Raw genomic sequence first — 17838 nt, forward strand, 5'->3', positions numbered from 1 at the left:
GTAGGTGCGGTCTAGCGGCTTCAGCGCAGTTCGGGCAGGACGTTGGTGCGGTAGAAGTCGATGGCGGTGATCGGGTCGTCCTGGGGGAAATGCAGGAAGGGGACGGCGCCGGCGTCGAGAACCGCTTGCACCGCACCGATGTGGACGCCGGGATCGGTACCGACCGCCCAATTGGCCAGCACTTTCTCGATCGGGTTCGACTCGGCGGCACGCTGGATCTCGACCGGATTGGGCTGGTCGACGGCCCCGGCGGTGAATCGCCACAAGTCGGCGGCGCGGGCGGCCGCCTTGTCGTCGCCGACGACGGCGAACAGTTCGGCCCGCTTACCCAGGGTGGTGGGATCTCGTCCGGCCGCTTGAGCGCCCGCGGCGAACGCGGCGAGCAGCTTGGCGTCGTTGATGTCGCGGGCTTGGGCGATCCAACCATCACCGTATCGGCCGGCCAGGGTGGCGCTCTGGGGGCCGCTCGCGGCGACAAAGATCGGCGGCGGCATCGCCGGCGTGTCGTAGAGCTTGAGCTCGTCGGTCCGAAAATAGTGGCCCGTGAACGAGATCCGCTCACCGCTCCACAGCTGGCGGATCAGTACGATGGCCTCGATCAGCCGGTCGTGGCGCTCGCGGTAGTTGCCGAACGTGTCGGTGGCGGCTTGTTCGTTGAGCCGCTCGCCGGTGCCCAGCCCCAGAAACACCCGTCCGGGGTTCAGGATCGCCAGCGAGGCAAACGCCTGAGCGACGGTGGCCGGATGGTAGCGGTATATGGGACAGGTCACCCCGGTGCCGAACAAGATGCTGCTGGTGCTGTTGCCCACCAACGCCAGGGTCAGCCAGGGAAACATCGAATGGCCCTCGTTGTCTTGCCATGGCTGTAGGTGGTCGCTGGCCCACACATACCGGAAGCCAGCTTGCTCGGCGGCTTGGGCGTGCGCCACCAGCCGATCGGTGCGGAATTGTTCGTGGGATAAGACGACACCCACCCCGCGGCTTGCCGGCTCTGGGGTCGGCGTCGGACCGCTGCGCGTGCTGCAACCGCCGCCTAGCCCACCGGCGCCGATCGCGCCGAACCCGGCGGCCAGACCGAACGTCCGCCGTGAGATGCCGGTCATCGGGCTGCACTACCCGCGTCGCGCTGCAGCACACCTTCGAGAGTGCATCCTGACTCACCGTCGGCGCCACCGGTTAGCCTGGCGAGATGACCCCGCAGGCACGCCCAGCGCGCAGGGCCGATGTCCGCGAGCTGTCCCGCACCATGGCCCGGGCGTTCTATGACGATCCGGTCATGAGCTGGTTACTGTCGAAGGACAACGCCCGCACCGCAAGGCTGACCCGGTTGTTCGCGACGATTGTCCGCCACCAGCATCTGGCCGGCGGTGGTGTGGAAGTGGCCCGCGGCGCGGCGGGCATCGGCGGGGCGGCGCTGTGGGATCCCCCGGATCGATGGCGGGAGTCGCGCCGCCAGCAACTGGCGATGACACCGGGGTTCCTGCGGGTGTTCGGCTTTCGGACGGCCAAGGCCCGCGCGGCGCTGGACGTGATGATGCGTGTGCATCCCGAAGAACCCCACTGGTATCTGGCCGCCATCGGCAGCGACCCGACGGTCCGCGGCCAGGGGTTCGGTCAGGTGCTGATGCGGTCACGGCTGGACCGTTGCGATGCCGAACACTGTCCGGCCTACCTCGAATCCACCAAACCCGAGAATGTGCCCTACTATCAACGGTTCGGTTTCCGGGTGACCCGTGAGATCGCTCTGCCCGACGCGGGGCCGCCGCTATGGGCGATGTGGCGGGAGCCTCGGTAGCGGTTCTTGGCAGCTGGATCGTTCGTCCGGCCGGGTGATCACTGCGCGACCGTGAATCTGGCGACGCCGCACCGGCGTGTCGCGTCGCCAGACTCACAGTCGCGGCAATCTCTGACCGCCGGTGCGCTGAGATAGCTCCCGAGGTGCAAAAGTGGTGCGCAGATCGTCAGGCTGAGCTTGCCGGGATCGCGTGGGTCGGCACCCGCAGCCGTCGTCTGCCACCCAATAGTGTGTGCGACCCGCCCGGTACACGCGGAATCAACGGGTATGCGGTTCTGGCATAGGCTTGTCAGGCAATGATCGCTCTGCCCGCCTTGGAAGGTGTCGAACATCGGCACGTGGATGTGGCGGAAGGCGTCAGGATCCACGTTGCGGACGCCGGGCCGGCCGATGGTCCGGCGGTAATGCTGGTGCACGGCTTCCCGCAGAACTGGTGGGAGTGGCGCGACCTCATCGGCCCGCTGGCCGCCGACGGCAACCGGGTGCTGTGTCCCGACCTGCGCGGCGCGGGCTGGAGTTCGGCGCCCCGCTCGCGGTATACCAAGACCGAGATGGCTGACGATCTGGCTGCGGTTTTGGACGGCCTGGGTGTGGCCAAGGTCAAGCTGGTGGCCCACGATTGGGGTGGGCCGGTCGCGTTCATCATGATGTTGCGCCATCCCGAGAAGGTGACCGGGTTTTTCGGCGTGAACACCGTGGCACCCTGGGTGAAGCGCGATCTTGGCATGCTCCGCAATATGTGGCGGTTCTGATATCAGATCCCCATGTCGCTGCCGGTGATCGGCCCGCGGGTGATCAGCGATCCTAAGGGCCGCTACTTCCGGCTGTTGACCGGGTGGGTCGGGGGCGGATTTCGGGTTCCCGATGACGACGTGCGCCTGTACTTGGACTGCATGCGCGAGCCGGGGCACGCCGAGGCCGGATCGCGGTGGTATCGCACCTTTCAGACCAGGGAAATGCTGCGCTGGCTGCGCGGCGAGTACAACGACGCTCGGGTCGATGTCCCGGTCCGATGGCTGCACGGCACCGGAGATCCGGTGATCACGCCCGACCTGCTGGACGGCTATGCCGACCGGGCCAGCGATTTCGAGGTGGAGCTGGTCGACGGCGTGGGCCATTGGATCGTCGAGCAGCGACCCGAGCTGGTGCTCGACCGGGTGCGTGCGTTCCTAGCTGCGGGGACCGAGCAGCGCGATTGACGCATCCACCGCCGGCTCGACGATGTTCCGGATCGGCTGGCCGTCCTCGACGGTCAGCGCGGTCAGTTCACGCAAACCGCCCAGCAAGATTACGGCCAGTGGCACATTCAGTGGCGGTAGGTTAGCCCGCCGGAACCCAGGGCTGGCGCTGAGCTCGATCAGCAGGCTGGTTAGCTGCTCCATGCCGCGGCGCTGGACGGGGTAAGCGGCGGCACCGAGCGACGGGAATTCACGGATCCAACTCAACGTCACCGCCGGCCTGGATTCGATATGGGTGACGTAGGCCTCGACCGCCTGACGAATCTGGTCGTGCCAGTCGGCGTTTGGATCGACGGCCGCCCGGATGCTGTTGCCCAACGTCTCGTTGTCCGCTAGCAGGAGTTCCAAAAAGCACTGTTCCTTGCTGGTGAACCGGTCGTAGAACGTGCGCTTGGATGTGCGGGCGTGCCGGACGATGTCGGAGACGGTGGTGGCGCGATAACCCCGCTCACCGATCGAGGCGACCAGGCCGTCGAGCAACCGTAGCCGAAACGAGTCGGTCTCGACGACCAACGCGCCGGCGGCGACTGCTGTCACCCGCGCCTCCTCTACCTATCCCTTGTCAGGTTTGGTACCAAAGAGTACCGTACTGGACAAGCCACGGTACACCACCGTACCACGCCCGATCCAGGGACGTTAGGAGCAACACCGCCATGAGCGAAGTCGTCACCGCCGCACCGGCACCGCCCGTAGTCCGACTTCCCCCGGCGGTCCGCGGGCCGAAGTTGTTCCAGGGATTGGCCTTCGTGGTGTCACGGCGACGGCTGCTGGGGCGGTTCGTGCGTCGCTACGGCAAGGCCTTCACCGCCAATATCCTGATGTACGGCCGGGTCGTGGTGGTCGCCGACCCGCAGCTAGCCAGGCAGGTCTTCACCAGCAGTCCTGAGGAGCTGGGCAACATCCAGCCCAACCTGAGTCGGATGTTCGGTTCCGGCTCGGTGTTCGCGCTGGACGGCGACGACCACCGGCGGCGGCGCCGGCTACTGGCGCCGCCTTTCCACGGCAAGAGCATGAAGAACTACGAGACCATCATCGAAGAGGAGACCCTGCGCGAGACCGCCAATTGGCCGCAAGGACAGGCTTTCGCAACGCTGCCGTCAATGATGCATATCACGCTCAACGCCATCCTGCGTGCGATCTTCGGGGCCGGCGGCAGTGAACTAGACGAGCTGCGCCGCCTCATTCCGCCGTGGGTCACGCTGGGCTCGCGCCTGGCGGCGCTACCGAAACCCAAACGCGACTATGGCCGCCTTAGCCCGTGGGGCCGGCTGGCCGAGTGGCGGCGCCAGTACGACACTGTCATCGACAAGCTCATCGAAGCCGAGCGGGCCGACCCGAACTTCGCCGATCGGACCGACGTATTGGCGTTGATGCTGCGCAGCACTTACGACGACGGTTCCATCATGTCGCGCAAGGACATTGGCGACGAGCTGCTCACGCTGCTGGCCGCCGGGCACGAAACCACGGCGGCGACACTGGGCTGGGCGTTCGAGCGGCTCAGCCGGCACCCCGACGTGCTCGCGGCTCTGGTCGAGGAGGTCGACAACGGCGGTCACGAGCTGCGTCAAGCGGCGATCCTGGAGGTACAGCGGGCCAGGACCGTCATCGATTTTGCGGCTCGTCGCGTCAATCCACCCGTTTACCAGCTCGGCGAGTGGGTGATTCCCCGCGGGTATTCGATCATTATCAATATCGCCCAGATACATGGCGATCCCGACGTCTTCCCGCAGCCGGATCGCTTCGACCCGCAGCGCTACATCGGAAGTAAGCCATCCCCGTTTGCGTGGATCCCTTTTGGTGGCGGGACCCGCCGCTGTGTCGGGGCCGCATTCGCCAACATGGAGATGGATGTGGTGCTGCGAACGGTGCTGCGCCACTTCACCCTCGAGACCACCACGGCCGCGGGCGAGCGCAGCCACGGTCGAGGAGTTGCATTCACCCCGAAGGATGGCGGTCGGGTGGTGATGCGCCGACGCTGACGGCCAGCTCGGGCCCGCGTTCAGGTCCCGAGTTCGGGTGAAAGGCTGGCCCGCAGTGCAGATTCGGCGGTCCGTCGGGGTAGCCTCCAGCCGGGCCGGACGAAGTGGCACGTGTACCCGTTGGGGTAGCGCTGCAGGTAGTCCTGGTGCTCGGGTTCGGCTTCCCAGAAATCCCCGGCCGGGCTGACCTCGGTCACCACCTTGCCGGGCCACAGGCCGGATGCCTCGACATCGGCGATGGTGTCCAGCGCGATCCGCTTTTGCTGCTCATCGAAGTAGAAGATGGCCGACCGGTAGCTGGTCCCCCGGTCGTTACCTTGCCGGTCTTTGGTTGTCGGGTCGTGGATCTGGAAGAAGAATTCCAGCAGGGTGCGGTAATCGGTGACCGTGGGGTCGAAGATGATTTCGACGGCTTCGGCGTGCGTGCCGTGGTTACGGTAGGTTGCGTTGGGGATGTTCCCGCCGCTGTAGCCCACCCGCGTGGAGACCACACCGGGCTGGTTGCGGATCAGATCCTGCAGCCCCCAAAAGCAGCCGCCGGCGAGGATCGCTTTCTGATTGCTCGTCATTTCCGGACCTCCCGATCAGGCTACACTCCGGCGATGGAGTGTAACGGCGCGAAGACCGCACTGTGAGCGCTTCGGAGTTCTCCCGTGCTGAACTCGCCGCCGCCTTCGAGAAGTTCGAGAAGACCGTGGCCCGCGCCGCCGCGACGCGCGACTGGGATTGCTGGGTGCAGCACTACACCCCCGACGTCGAATACATCGAGCACGCGGCGGGCATCATGCGAGGCCGCCAGCGGGTACGTGCCTGGATTCAAGAAACGATGACGACCTTCCCGGGCAGTCACATGGTGGCCTTCCCGTCGCTGTGGTCGGTGATCGACGAGTCCACCGGGCGAATTATCTGCGAATTGGACAACCCCATGCTCGACCCCGGCGACGGCAGCGTGATCAGCGCGACGAACATTTCGATCATCACCTATGCCGGCAATGGCCAGTGGTGCCGTCAAGAAGACATCTACAACCCGTTGCGGTTCCTGCGGGCGGCGATGAAGTGGTGTCGCAAGGCGCAGGAGTTGGGCACCCTCGACGAGGACGCGGCGCGTTGGATGCGCCGGCATGGAGGTCCTTAAATGAACGCACCCAAGCTGGTCATTGGCGCGAACGGCTTCCTGGGTTCGCACGTGACTCGCCAGCTCGTCGCCGACTGCGCGCCGCAGAAAGGTGAGGTACGCGCGATGGTGCGACCCGCTGCCAACACCCGGAGCATCGACGATCTACCGCTCACCCGATTCCACGGCGACGTCTTCGACACCGCCACCGTGGCCGAGGCGATGGCCGGCTGCGACGACGTCTACTACTGTGTGGTCGACACCCGCGCCTGGTTGCGCGATCCCTCCCCGCTGTTTCGCACCAATGTGGCAGGCCTGCGCAACGTCCTCGATGTGGCCACAGACGCCAGCCTGCGCAGGTTCGTCTTCACCAGCAGTTATGCGACGGTGGGTCGTCGGCGTGGACACGTGGCGACCGAAGAAGACCGGGTGGATACCCGCAAGGTGACTCCTTACGTGCGGTCCCGGGTGGCGGCCGAGGATCTGGTGCTGCAATACGCGCACGACGCAGGTCTGCCCGCCGTCGCGATGTGTGTGTCGACAACCTACGGCGGCGGCGACTGGGGCCGCACCCCACACGGCGCCTTCATCGCGGGCGCGGTGTTCGGCAGGCTGCCTTTCACGATGCGCGGCATCCGGCTGGAGGCGGTGGGTGTCGACGATGCTGCGAGGGCGCTGATCTTGGCGGCCGAACGCGGGCGCAACGGCGAACGGTACCTCATCTCCGAACGCATGATGCCGTTGCAAGAAGTGGTGCGGATCGCCGCGGATGAGGCCGGTGTCCCGCCGCCACGATGGTCGATCTCGGTGCCGGTGCTTTACGCCCTGGGTGCGTTGGGCAGTTTGCGAGCCCGACTCACGGGCAAAGATACCGAACTCAGCCTGGCGTCGGTGCGCATGATGCGTTCCGAGGCCGATGTCGACCACGGCAAGGCCGTCCGCGAGTTGGGTTGGCAGCCACGTCCGGTGGAGGAGTCGATCCGGGAGGCCGCCCGGTTCTGGGCGGCGATGCGCACCGTCGGGAAGGACCCCGCGGCCTCGTGATCCGAAAAGGCCTAGGGACGCTGCCGGGAATGTTGATCGCCGGCACGTGTTGCACAGGTCATGAGCAACCGGATTGTGTTAGAACCCAGCGCCGATCACCCGATCACCATCGAGCCGACCAACCGACGGGTGCAGGTACGCGTCAATGGCGAGGTGGTCGCGGACACGGCCGCGGCGCTGTGCTTGCAGGAAGCCAGTTACCCTGCAGTGCAATATATTCCGTTGGCCGACGTGGTACAGGATAGGCTGATCCGCACCGAGACCAGCACCTATTGCCCGTTCAAGGGTGAAGCCAGCTATTACAGCGTGACTACCGACGCCGGCGACATCGTCGACGACGTGATGTGGACGTACGAAAACCCTTATCCGGCGGTAGCGGCGATCGCGGGGCATGTCGCGTGCTATCCGGACAAAGCCGAAATCAGCATCTTCCCGGGGTAGCGCAGGCTACCGGGTATACCTCGGCCAACGACTGGGTGTCGCTGTATTCGCGCAGCGAGATGATCATCCCGTCACGGGTCTCGAAGATGCAGACGAACGGGCTGTCATATCGGGTCCGGTCGGCGCTCACACCGTCGCAATGCCCCTCGACCACTACCGTTTCACCCTCGTTGACGCAGCGGATGAGTTCGATGTTGACCTCGAAGACCTGCTTGCGCCGCTCGACTGCTCGCCGAAACGTCTTCTTGTCCAATTCCGTACGGGTGACGATGCTCCAGTAGGTGAAGTCGTTGCTGAGCAGCGCGAAGCCTTCGTCGAGATCTCCGCCCTCGCAGAGGCTTTGCAGGAACATCCAGGCCAGTTCGGCTTGCGGGTCGTCGAACGGCGTCATCACATCGCCATCTTGTCTCGGGAGACAGCGTGCGGTCAATTGACGTGGTCGTCGAAGCGGTGGTCACCTTCGCGGGGGCGGCCGGCTTCGCGCACACCTTGGCGCCGTTGCGTCGCGGTCAGCAGGATCCATGCTTTCGGGTCCCCGGTGACGGCACTATCTGGCGGACCAGCTTGCTGCCCACCGGGCCGGTCACCGCGCGGATCAGCCGTGCTGGGCGCGACGCCGCCCGTTGCGTGGCGTGGGGCAGCGGTGCCGAGGAGTTTGTCGACATGGCGCCCGCCATGCTGGGCGCCGCCGACGATGCCAGCGATTTCGTGCCGCTGCATCCGGCCGTGGCCGCCGCGCACCGCCGGCTGCCGAACTTGCGCCTGGGCCGCACCGGCCAGGTGCTGGAAGCCTTGATCCCGGCGGTCATCGAGCAGCGGGTACCCGGCGCCGACGCGTTTCGGTCGTGGCGGCTGTTGGTGTCCAAGTACGGAACGCAGGCCCCCGGTCCGGCGCCACCCGGCATGCGGGTGCCGCCGTCGGCCGAGGTGTGGCGTCACATCCCGTCCTGGGAGTTTCATCGCGCCAATGTCGACCCGGGGCGGGCTCGCGCGGTGGTGGGTTGCGCGCAGCGGGCGGCGTCGCTGGAGCGGCTGGTGTCGCTGCCCGCGGCTCGGGCGGCGGAGGCGCTGACATCGTTGCCTGGAGTCGGGGTATGGACCGCGGCCGAGACCACACAACGCGTGTTCGGTGACGCCGACGCCGTGTCGGTCGGCGACTACCACATTCCGAAGATGATCGGCTGGACGCTTGTGGGCCGGCCGGTCGACGACGCCGGCATGCTCGAGCTGCTGGAGCCGATGCGCCCGCATCGCCACCGGGTGGTCCGCTTGCTCGAAGCCAGCGGCTTGGCGCGTGAGCCGCGCCGCGGGCCCCGGCTGCCGGTACAGAACATCCGGGCGCTGTAGGGGAGTTTGACGGGGATCTTGCTCGGTCCGGCGCCCCGATTCCCGCCAGATCGGCTGCCGGCGCCGCTAAGCCGTTGTCGGCCGATCACTGCCTCCGCGTTCGGCCTCGGCGGTCTGCCGGTTCAGTCGCTGCGTCTCGTAGATGGTGATGTTGGTGCGAGACAATAACAGTGCCGCGATACCGACGGCGATGATCGCTCCAGGCACCACCGAGAACGAGCCGGTCATCTCAGCGACCATGATCATGACGGCCAGCGGCGCGCGGGAGACACTGCCGAAGCACGCCATCATTGCGACCACGACGAAGATGCCCGGCTCGTGGGGCACCCCGGGCAGCTCGGTGAGCTCGCCTAGCCGCCAGATCGCCGCTCCGACGAAGGCGCCGATCACGATTCCCGGCCCGAATAGCCCGCCTGATCCGCCGGTGCCGATCGACAGCGACGTCGCGAGGATCTTGGCGATCGGCAAGACGATGACGATCCACAACGGGATGCTCAGCAGCGTCCCCCGATCGGCGGCTAGCTGCGCCCAGCCATAGCCGCTGCTCAGGATCTGGGGAATCGGCAGACCTAACAGCCCGACCAGCAGTCCGCCGATCGCCGGTTTGAGCACCGGGCCCCCGGGCAGCCGGCGCGTAATTGCCACCGACGCGTGAAAGACTCGGGCATACAAGTAGCCTACGGCGGCTGCGATCAGCCCGATCACCACGAACCACAGTAGTGGCCACGCCTTTTCGAAGCGATACTCGGCGTCGATGTAGCCGAACAGCGGGTCGAAGCCCAAGAAGGCGCCGAGCACGGCGTAGGCGGTTCCCGAGGCGATGAAACCCGGCAGCAGGTTGCGGTAGTCGAAGTCGTCGCGGTAGGGGATCGAGGCGCCCAACGCCGCTCCGCCCAGTGGCGCAGCGAAGATGGCGCCGATGCCGGCGCCGATACCCAGCGCTACCGCGGTCCGGCCGTCTTCGTTGGACAGGTTCAGCCGGCGGGTCAGCAGTGAGCAGAAGCCGGCCGAGATCTGCGCGGTCGGGCCTTCGCGGCCGCCTGAACCGCCCGAGCCGATGGTCAAGGCGCTGGCCACCATCTTCACCAGCACCGCCCGACCTCGGATGGCGCGCGGATCGCCGTGCACCGACTCGATCGCTTCGTCGGTGCCGTGACCGGTGGCCTCCGGGGCGAGCTTGGCCACGATCAATGCCGACAGCACCGCCCCGCCCGTCGTCACCAGCGGAATCGCCCACGGACGCGCGAAACCGGTGGACCCGCGGTGGCCGCCCTCCCCAACGGGAGTGGGAATCTGATAGTCCGCGAGGTAGCCGAGCAGAAACTCGCTGGTGTATTTCAGCGCGAGGTAGAAGACGACGGCGCCCAGGCCGGCAATGACACCGATCGTGATGCCTAGCAGGAACCATTTGCGCAGGTAGCCCGCGCTCCTGATCGATACGCCGAATCGTCCGCCGGCGGCCTCGTTCCCGATGTCTTCCGCCTCCGGCATGGTCGGGAGGTTAGCAGCATGCCAAGCGAACACCGACCAGTCGCCCGGCGCCATCCCAGAGTTGGCCAGCGCTATCCGACGATCAGCAGCGCAACCATGGCCCAGGTCTGGACGTACGCGATCACCGCCGCTGTGCGGCGAGGAGATCCGAAACGGTGCCGCACTCTTGGACCCCGACCTCTGTCATGACGCCGCCGCTCGTCGTGGCCGCGTTCAGGCCGGTCGGCCATTACCGACTCGCAACGGACAGAGCCGGTGGGCCCTGCTCGCCCCCGGCGACCGGAGCCAAGCTGACAAGTTCCGTAGCATCCCGCCCAACGGTAGGTACCAAGCCGCAGTGGTGGCACACTTTAGTGATGTCAATGTCGCTCACGGCCGGTCGCGGCCCGGGACGTCCCCCGGCGGCGAAAGCAGATGAGACTCGGAAGCGTATTCTGCACGCCGCCCGTCAAGTGTTCAGCGAACGTGGTTATGACGGCGCGACTTTTCAGGAGATCGCCGTCCGCGCCGACCTGACCCGACCGGCGATCAACCACTACTTCGCCAACAAGCGGGTGCTCTACCAAGAGGTGGTGGAGCAAACCCACGAACTCGTCATTGTGGCCGGCATCGAACGGGCACGCCGCTAGCCGACCTTGATGGGGCGGCTGGCGGTCGTCGTTGACTTCGCGATGGAGGCCGATGCCCAGTATCCCGCCTCGACCGCGTTCCTGGCCACCACCGTGCTCGAATCCCAGCGGCATCCAGAATTGAGTCGGACCGAAAACGATGCGGTGCGAGCAACCCGAGAATTCCTGGTTTGGGCTGTCAATGATGCGATCGAACGCGGTGAACTAGCCGCCGACGTCGATGTCTCTTCGTTGGCCGAGACGCTGTTGGTCGTGTTGTGTGGCGTGGGCTTCTATATCGGTTTTGTCGGGAGCTATCAGCGGATGGCGACCATCACCGATTCGTTCCAGCAGCTGTTGGCCGGCACGCTCTGGCGGCCTCCGACCTGACCGAGACCTAACCGGCGGCCCCGAAGCGTAGTGATGTGCCACACAAATCGTATAGGTTACCTAACTTACTTAGGTAGCATGGCATGCCGTGACCGAACTCGACGACGTGTCCTCGTTACCATCCTCGCGACGGACCGCTGGCGATACCTGGGCGATCACCGAAAGCGTTGGCGCCACCGCGTTGGGGGTCGCGGCGGCACGTGCCGTGGAAACGGCCGCGACCAATCCGCTGATCCGTGACGAGTTCGCCAAGGTGTTGGTGTCGTCGGCGGGTACCGCCTGGGCACGGCTGGCCGACGCCGATTTGGCCTGGCTCGACGGTGATCAGCTCGGCCGACGCGTGCATCGGGTTGCCTGCGACTACCAGGCGGTGCGCACCCACTTCTTCGACGAGTACTTCGGTGCCGCCGTCGACGCAGGTGTCCGGCAGGTGGTGATCCTCGCTGCCGGACTGGACGCTCGGGCCTACCGCCTGAACTGGCCGGCGGGCACTGTGGTTTACGAGATCGACCAGCCTTCGGTGTTGGAGTACAAGGCGGGGATTCTTCAATCGCATGGCGCGGTTCCAACGGCGAGACGGCATGCCGTCGCGGTGGACCTGCGCGACGACTGGCCGGCCGCGCTGATAGCTGCCGGATTCGATGGCACCCAACCGACTGCCTGGCTAGCCGAGGGCTTGCTACCCTACCTGCCCGGCGACGCCGCGGACCGGCTATTCGACATGGTCACCGCGCTCAGCGCACCGGGCAGCCAGGTCGCTGTCGAGGCTTTCACCATGAACACAAAGGGCAACACGCAGCGCTGGAATCGGATGCGCGAGCGACTCGGTTTAGACATCGATGTCCAGGCGTTGACCTACCACGAGCCCGACCGGTCGGATGCCGCGCAATGGCTGGCCACGCATGGCTGGCAGGTGCACAGCGTGAGCAATCGCGAGGAGATGGCCCGACTGGGCCGGGCGATCCCGCAAGACCTGGTCGACGAGACCGTCCGCACCACGTTGCTGCGAGGGCGTCTGGTCACACCCGCTCAACCGGCGTGACACCGGCATCACGAGAACCAGAGGGAGCACAGGATGAGCGCCATGCGCACCCATGACGACACCTGGGATATCAAGACCAGCGTCGGCGCCACCGCAGTGATGGTGGCTGCTGCCCGGGCCGTCGAAACCGACCGGCCCGACCCGCTGATCCGCGATCCCTACGCCAGACTGCTCGTCACCAACGCCGGGGCCGGCGCCATTTGGGAAGCCATGCTCGACCCAACACTGGTAGCCAAGGCGGCTGCCATCGATGCCGAAACCGCGGCCATCGTCGCCTATCTGCGCAGCTACCAAGCGGTGCGGACCAACTTCTTCGATACCTACTTCGCCAGCGCTGTCGCCGCCGGAATCCGGCAGGTAGTGATTCTGGCGTCCGGACTGGATTCCCGCGCCTATCGCCTGGACTGGCCCGCCGGAACCATCGTGTATGAGATCGATCAACCCAAGGTGCTTTCCTACAAGTCCACGACGCTGGCGGAAAACGGGGTAACGCCGTCGGCTGGTCGCCGTGAGGTGCCCGCCGACCTGCGCCAGGACTGGCCCGCCGCGCTGCGTGATGCCGGGTTTGACCCGACGGCACGCACGGCGTGGTTGGCCGAGGGGCTGTTGATGTACCTACCGGCCGAGGCCCAGGACCGGCTGTTCACCCAGGTCGGCGCCGTGAGCGTGGCGGGCAGCCGGATCGCGGCCGAGACTGCGCCGGTGCACGGCGAAGAGCGGCGAGCAGAAATGCGGGCACGGTTCAAGAAAGTGGCCGATGTGCTCGGTATCGAGCAGACCATCGACGTGCAGGAACTGGTCTACCACGACCAGGATCGGGCGTCCGTTGCCGACTGGCTCACCGATCACGGTTGGCGGGCCCGATCCCAACGTGCGCCCGACGAGATGCGCCGCGTGGGTCGCTGGGTTGAGGGGGTGCCGATGGCGGACGACCCGACTGCGTTCGCCGAGTTTGTCACCGCAGAGCGGTTGTAGCGAGCGCATCCGACTGACCTTATATATCCGGATATATGGCTGGATCTTTTCTATTGCTGGTTCAACCGGGTGACTAGGATCGCGGTTATCACCGATGAGTGACCGCGTCAAGGCGGTCGCGCCGCCGGACGGAAGGACGATGATGACCACCGAATCGGTTGCCCGGAAGACCCAGAAATCTGAGACCGAGGCTCCGCGCGAACCGGCGCCCGTTTCGGATGAAAAGCAAACCGATGTCGCTAAAACGGTGGCTCGGCTGCGAAAGACCTTTGCCAGCGGGCGTACCCGCAGCGTCGAGTGGCGCAAGCAGCAGTTGCGCGCGCTACAGAAGTTGATGGACGAGAACGAGGACGCGATCGCCGCGGCACTCGCCGAGGATCTGGATCGCAATCCGTTCGAGGCATACCTCGCTGACATCGCGACGACCTCCGCCGAAGCGAAATACGCGGCCAAGCGGGTGCGCAGGTGGATGCGGCGCCGCTACCTGCTGCTCGAGGTGCCGCAGCTGCCCGGCCGCGGCTGGGTGGAGTACGAGCCATATGGCACCGTGCTAATCATCGGTGCCTGGAACTACCCGTTCTACCTGACCCTGGGTCCGGCGGTCGGAGCCATTGCCGCTGGAAACGCCGTCGTGCTCAAACCGTCGGAAATCGCCGCTGCATCGGCGCACTTGATGACCGAATTGGTGTATCGCTATCTCGACACCGAAGCGATCGCGGTCGTGCAGGGCGATGGTGCGGTGAGTCAGGAGCTGATCGCTCAGGGTTTCGACCGCGTGATGTTCACCGGTGGCACCGAGATCGGCCGCAAGGTCTACGAAGGCGCCGCGCCGCACCTGACCCCGGTCACCCTCGAGCTCGGCGGCAAGAGCCCGGTGATCGTCGCGGCCGATGCCGATGTAGATGTCGCGGCCAAGCGGATCGCCTGGATCAAACTGCTCAACGCCGGGCAGACATGCGTTGCACCCGACTATGTGCTGGCGGATGCCACCGTCCGCGACGAGCTGGTCAGCAAGATCACCGCGGCCCTCACCAAGTTCCGCTCCGGTGCGCCGCAGGGCATGCGCATCGTCAACCAGCGTCAATTCGACCGGCTGAGTGGATACCTCGCCGCAGCGAAAACCGACGCTGCAGCCGACGGCGGCGGGGTCGTCGTGGGCGGCGACTGTGACGCATCGAACCTGCGCATCCAACCCACCGTGGTCGTCGATCCCGACCCGGACGGGCCGTTGATGAGCAACGAGATCTTCGGACCGATCCTGCCGGTGGTCACCGTCAAATCTCTGGACGACGCGATTCGCTTCGTGAACTCGCGGCCCAAGCCGCTATCGGCGTACCTGTTCACTAAGTCGCGTGCGGTTCGCGAGCGGGTGATCAGGGAGGTGCCGGCGGGCGGAATGATGGTTAACCATTTGGCTTTTCAGGTGTCGACGGCCAAACTGCCGTTCGGTGGTGTCGGCGCATCGGGCATGGGTGCCTACCACGGCCGTTGGGGTTTCGAGGAGTTCAGCCACCGTAAGTCGGTGTTGACCAAACCAACCCGACCCGACCTGTCCAGCTTTATCTACCCGCCGTACACCGAGCGCGCCATCAAGGTGGCTCGCCGGCTGTTCTGACCTGGGCGCGGGTTGTCGCCCCGTTGACACCCGACTCGTTATAACCCCGAATTGTGATTGCGGAGAGGAGCCTGATGCCCGGAGTGCAAGATCGCGTCATCGTCGTTACTGGAGCCGGCGGTGGCTTGGGCCGCGAATACGCCCTTACGCTCGCCGGGGAGGGCGCCAGCGTCGTGGTCAACGACCTCGGTGGCGCCCGCGACGGCACGGGCGCCGGTTCGGCGATGGCCGATGAGGTCGTCGCCGAGATTCGCGACAAGGGGGGCCGGGCGGTCGCCAACTACGACAGCGTCGCCACCGAGGACGGCGCAGCGAACATCATCAAGACCGCGCTTGACGAATTCGGCGCCGTGCACGGTGTGGTGAGCAACGCCGGGATCTTGCGCGACGGCACCTTCCACAAGATGTCGTTCGAGAATTGGGACGCCGTGCTTAAGGTGCACCTTTATGGCGGATACCACGTGCTACGCGCGGCCTGGCCGCATTTCCGTGAGCAGAGTTACGGCCGGGTCGTGGTGGCGACCTCCACCAGCGGGCTGTTCGGCAACTTCGGCCAGACCAACTATGGGGCGGCCAAGCTTGGTCTGGTCGGCCTGATCAATACGCTGGCGCTGGAGGGAGCCAAGTACAACATCCACGCCAATGCTCTTGCCCCGATCGCGGCGACCAGGATGACCCAGGACATCCTGCCGCCCGAAGTACTGGAAAAGCTCACACCCGAGTTCGTCGCACCGGTGGTGGCCTACCTGTGCACCGAGGAGTGTGCCGACAACGCATCGGTGTACGTCGTCGGTGGTGGCAAGGTGCAGCGAGTTGCGCTGTTTGGCAACGACGGCGCCAACTTCGACAAACCGCCGTCGGTACAAGATGTTGCGGCGCGGTGGGCCGAGATCACCGATCTGTCCGGTGCGAAAATTGCTGGATTCAAGTTGTAGAAGTAAATGAAGGCTTGTGTCGTAAAAGAACTTTCCGGCCCGTCCGGCATGGTGTACACCGACATCGACGAGGTATCCGGTGACGGCGGAAAGGTTGTTATCGACGTACGGGCCGCCGGCGTCTGCTTTCCGGACCTGCTGCTGACCAAGGGCGAGTATCAACTGAAGCTAACGCCGCCGTTCGTGCCCGGCATGGAAACGGCGGGTGTGGTGCGTTCGGCGCCGTCGGATGCGGGTTTTCATGTGGGCGAACGTGTTTCAGCATTCGGAGTGCTCGGCGGCTACGCCGAACAAATAGCCGTACCGGTGGCCAATGTGGTTCGCAGCCCCGTCGAGCTCGATGACGCCGGGGCGGTGTCGCTGTTGGTGAACTACAACACCATGTACTTCGCCCTGGCTCGGCGTGCCGCGCTGCGACCGGGAGACACCGTGCTGGTGCTCGGCGCCGCCGGCGGAGTGGGCACGGCCGCCGTCCAGATCGCGAAGGCGATGCAGGCTGGCAAGGTGATAGCCATGGTGCACCGCGAAGGTGCGATCGACTATGTCGCTTCGCTCGGTGCCGACGTGGTGCTTCCGCTGACCGAGGGCTGGGCTCAGCAGGTGCGTGACCACACCTACGGTCAGGGGGTGGACATCGTCGTCGATCCCATCGGCGGACCGACATTCGACGACGCGCTCGGCGTGCTGGCGATCGACGGCAAGTTATTGTTGATCGGCTTTGCCGCGGGTGCTGTACCGACCCTCAAGGTCAACCGGCTGCTGGTGCGCAATATCAGCGTGGTGGGCGTCGGGTGGGGCGAGTATCTCAACGCGGTTCCCGGTTCGGCCGCCTTGTTCGCCTGGGGGCTAAACCAGCTGGTCTTTCTGGGGCTCAGACCGCCTCCGCCGCAACGCTATCCGTTGTCGGAAGCACAGGCCGCGTTGCAGAGTCTGGACGACGGCGGTGTGCTCGGCAAGGTTGTGCTCGAGCCCTAAGCGCATGCTCGCGATTCGGCGATACGGTGATGCTGTGACGGATCGGCGGGCCAACACGAGGAATTCGCACCCGCTGCCGGCGTGACCAACGCCACGCTGGCAGCAATCGGGTATCCGATCGCGTTGGCCAGCAAGCTGTTGGCGATATCGGCCGTCGAAAGCACAACCGCGTAGCCGTCCGCAACCACAGTGGAAATGGTGCTGGCGATCTTGGTGTGCGCGAGCGCTTCGATGCCAGGGTCAGGGAGCCCGGTGGGCGCCCGGTCGTCGGGCAACGTCAGCATCGACGAGCCGCCGGTCTGTGACAAGTTCGCCAACAACGGATTGGGCAGCCACGCCGGTACCTGGCGCGGATGTGGTGCACGAACGCGTTGACATATTGGGGGCTCTTCGCGGATGAGGGTGTAGGGCGGGTCGGCGCGTCGTTGCCGGGTAGGGGTCGCGGTCTTTCGATGATGGGCGGTTCCACGCTGCCGAAAAGCAAGACCTCGGCGTGTCTGCCCGAGGCACTAGGTCGCAAGGGTAACCGAGGGTGCACGTTGACGGGGTGAGGCCAAGCGGGCGCCGAGCGTGAACTGAGGGCGAGATTTCGGCCGATTCTCCGCCCTCAGTTCACGCTGGGCGACGGCGCCAACGGGCTGCCCCTGGCCGGTCGCACCAAGACGCCGCATACGTACCAAACTTCCCATACTCACCCATCGCGGTGAACCCCAAACCCAGTGCCGGCCACCATTGGCCTTCCCGATGGATTGGTGCCAGCAGCAACCGGCATCATCGAAAACCGGCTCTTCATGATCGAGGGCCGGCAGCGGCTCGAGCAGCGGCAGGCCGGGGTGATCACGTAGTAGT

At 65.7% G+C, this 17838-nt stretch carries 18 protein-coding genes and 2 pseudogenes; 14 read left to right on the forward strand and 6 right to left on the reverse strand.

The window, feature by feature from the left end; genetic code table 11:
- Nucleotides 1-20 precede the first annotated feature (20 nt).
- The gene (locus FF952_RS00715; protein ID WP_003899826.1) at nt 21-1103 is read right to left on the reverse strand and encodes a F420-dependent hydroxymycolic acid dehydrogenase; all 1083 of its coding nucleotides are present in this window, start codon (nt 1101-1103) and stop codon (nt 21-23) included.
- 86 nt (nt 1104-1189) lie between these two features.
- Between FF952_RS00715 and FF952_RS00720 the strand changes: the two genes are divergently transcribed.
- Both FF952_RS00720 and FF952_RS00725 read left to right on the forward strand, forming a co-directional pair.
- Entirely contained in the window at nt 1190-1795 is a 606-nt protein-coding gene (locus tag FF952_RS00720) for a GNAT family N-acetyltransferase (protein ID WP_003902867.1), read from the forward strand.
- Nucleotides 1796-2091: 296 nt separating this feature from the next.
- Nucleotides 2092-2994, forward strand: a pseudogene (locus FF952_RS00725) (alpha/beta fold hydrolase).
- On the opposite strand, the gene FF952_RS00730 reads toward FF952_RS00725, so the two are convergent.
- Nucleotides 2965-3570: a TetR/AcrR family transcriptional regulator gene (locus FF952_RS00730; protein ID WP_003400935.1), complete on the reverse strand. Its 606-nt coding sequence runs from the start codon at nt 3568-3570 to the stop codon at nt 2965-2967. The pseudogene FF952_RS00725 and the gene FF952_RS00730 sit on opposite strands and share 30 nt — an antisense overlap.
- Nucleotides 3571-3686: 116 nt before the next feature.
- Here FF952_RS00730 and FF952_RS00735 point away from each other — a divergent pair, with 116 nt between their 5' ends.
- A complete protein-coding gene (locus tag FF952_RS00735; protein ID WP_003400938.1) occupies nt 3687-5012 on the forward strand; it encodes a cytochrome P450 in 1326 nt (441 codons plus the stop codon).
- A 20-nt stretch (nt 5013-5032) separates the two neighbouring features.
- Here FF952_RS00735 and msrA read toward each other — a convergent pair whose 3' ends face one another.
- The gene (gene msrA, locus FF952_RS00740) at nt 5033-5581 is read right to left on the reverse strand and encodes a peptide-methionine (S)-S-oxide reductase MsrA (RefSeq protein WP_003400942.1); all 549 of its coding nucleotides are present in this window, start codon (nt 5579-5581) and stop codon (nt 5033-5035) included.
- A 62-nt stretch (nt 5582-5643) separates the two neighbouring features.
- Here msrA and FF952_RS00745 point away from each other — a divergent pair, with 62 nt between their 5' ends.
- Genes FF952_RS00745 through FF952_RS00755 form a run of 3 tightly spaced genes read left to right on the forward strand, consistent with a single transcriptional unit; the run spans nt 5644 to nt 7611 of the window.
- Nucleotides 5644-6147: a nuclear transport factor 2 family protein gene (locus FF952_RS00745; protein ID WP_003400945.1), complete on the forward strand. Its 504-nt coding sequence runs from the start codon at nt 5644-5646 to the stop codon at nt 6145-6147.
- Complete coding sequence (locus FF952_RS00750) at nt 6148-7170, forward strand: NAD-dependent epimerase/dehydratase family protein (protein ID WP_003400947.1); 1023 nt, start codon at nt 6148-6150, stop codon at nt 7168-7170.
- A 60-nt stretch (nt 7171-7230) separates the two neighbouring features.
- Nucleotides 7231-7611: a DUF427 domain-containing protein gene (locus FF952_RS00755; protein WP_003400949.1), complete on the forward strand. Its 381-nt coding sequence runs from the start codon at nt 7231-7233 to the stop codon at nt 7609-7611.
- Here FF952_RS00755 and FF952_RS00760 read toward each other — a convergent pair.
- Entirely contained in the window at nt 7592-8002 is a 411-nt protein-coding gene (locus tag FF952_RS00760) for a nuclear transport factor 2 family protein (RefSeq protein ID WP_003400951.1), read from the reverse strand. The two genes, FF952_RS00755 and FF952_RS00760, sit on opposite strands and share 20 nt — an antisense overlap.
- A gap of 29 nt (nt 8003-8031) precedes the next feature.
- Between FF952_RS00760 and FF952_RS00765 the strand changes: the two genes are divergently transcribed.
- Complete coding sequence (locus FF952_RS00765; RefSeq protein ID WP_003400956.1) at nt 8032-8958, forward strand: DNA-3-methyladenine glycosylase family protein; 927 nt, start codon at nt 8032-8034, stop codon at nt 8956-8958.
- 66 nt (nt 8959-9024) lie between these two features.
- Here the strand turns inward: FF952_RS00765 and FF952_RS00770 are convergent, their stop codons facing one another.
- Complete coding sequence (locus tag FF952_RS00770; RefSeq protein WP_003902869.1) at nt 9025-10503, reverse strand: chloride channel protein; 1479 nt, start codon at nt 10501-10503, stop codon at nt 9025-9027.
- A gap of 308 nt (nt 10504-10811) precedes the next feature.
- Here FF952_RS00770 and FF952_RS00775 point away from each other — a divergent pair.
- From FF952_RS00775 to FF952_RS00800, 6 genes and pseudogenes are all read left to right on the forward strand, one after another.
- Nucleotides 10812-11447: pseudogene (locus FF952_RS00775) on the forward strand (TetR/AcrR family transcriptional regulator).
- An 88-nt stretch (nt 11448-11535) separates the two neighbouring features.
- A complete protein-coding gene (locus FF952_RS00780; protein WP_003899829.1) occupies nt 11536-12489 on the forward strand; it encodes a class I SAM-dependent methyltransferase in 954 nt (317 codons plus the stop codon).
- Between the two features lie 42 nt (nt 12490-12531).
- The gene (locus tag FF952_RS00785; protein ID WP_003900814.1) at nt 12532-13464 is read left to right on the forward strand and encodes a class I SAM-dependent methyltransferase; all 933 of its coding nucleotides are present in this window, start codon (nt 12532-12534) and stop codon (nt 13462-13464) included.
- 139 nt (nt 13465-13603) lie between these two features.
- Nucleotides 13604-15079 carry an aldehyde dehydrogenase family protein gene (locus FF952_RS00790; RefSeq protein WP_003913557.1) on the forward strand — a complete coding sequence of 492 codons (1476 nt, stop codon included), beginning with the start codon at nt 13604-13606 and terminating at the stop codon, nt 15077-15079.
- 74 nt (nt 15080-15153) lie between these two features.
- Nucleotides 15154-16014 (forward strand): SDR family oxidoreductase, encoded by an 861-nt coding sequence (locus FF952_RS00795; RefSeq protein WP_003400979.1) that lies wholly within the window; start codon nt 15154-15156, stop codon nt 16012-16014.
- A 6-nt stretch (nt 16015-16020) separates the two neighbouring features.
- Complete coding sequence (locus tag FF952_RS00800) at nt 16021-16989, forward strand: NADPH:quinone oxidoreductase family protein (protein WP_003400985.1); 969 nt, start codon at nt 16021-16023, stop codon at nt 16987-16989.
- Here the strand turns inward: FF952_RS00800 and FF952_RS00805 are convergent.
- A complete protein-coding gene (locus FF952_RS00805; protein ID WP_003400989.1) occupies nt 16986-17273 on the reverse strand; it encodes a hypothetical protein in 288 nt (95 codons plus the stop codon). The two genes, FF952_RS00800 and FF952_RS00805, sit on opposite strands and share 4 nt — an antisense overlap.
- A gap of 435 nt (nt 17274-17708) precedes the next feature.
- Between FF952_RS00805 and FF952_RS00810 the strand changes: the two genes are divergently transcribed.
- On the forward strand, nt 17709-17834 hold the full coding sequence (locus FF952_RS00810) for a hypothetical protein (RefSeq protein ID WP_003400993.1): 126 nt from the start codon (nt 17709-17711) through the stop codon (nt 17832-17834).
- The last annotated feature ends 4 nt before the right edge of the window (nt 17835-17838 follow it).

Origin of the sequence: Mycobacterium tuberculosis complex sp. N0072, assembly GCF_030323725.1 — a bacterium.
Taxonomy (GTDB): domain Bacteria; phylum Actinomycetota; class Actinomycetes; order Mycobacteriales; family Mycobacteriaceae; genus Mycobacterium; species Mycobacterium tuberculosis.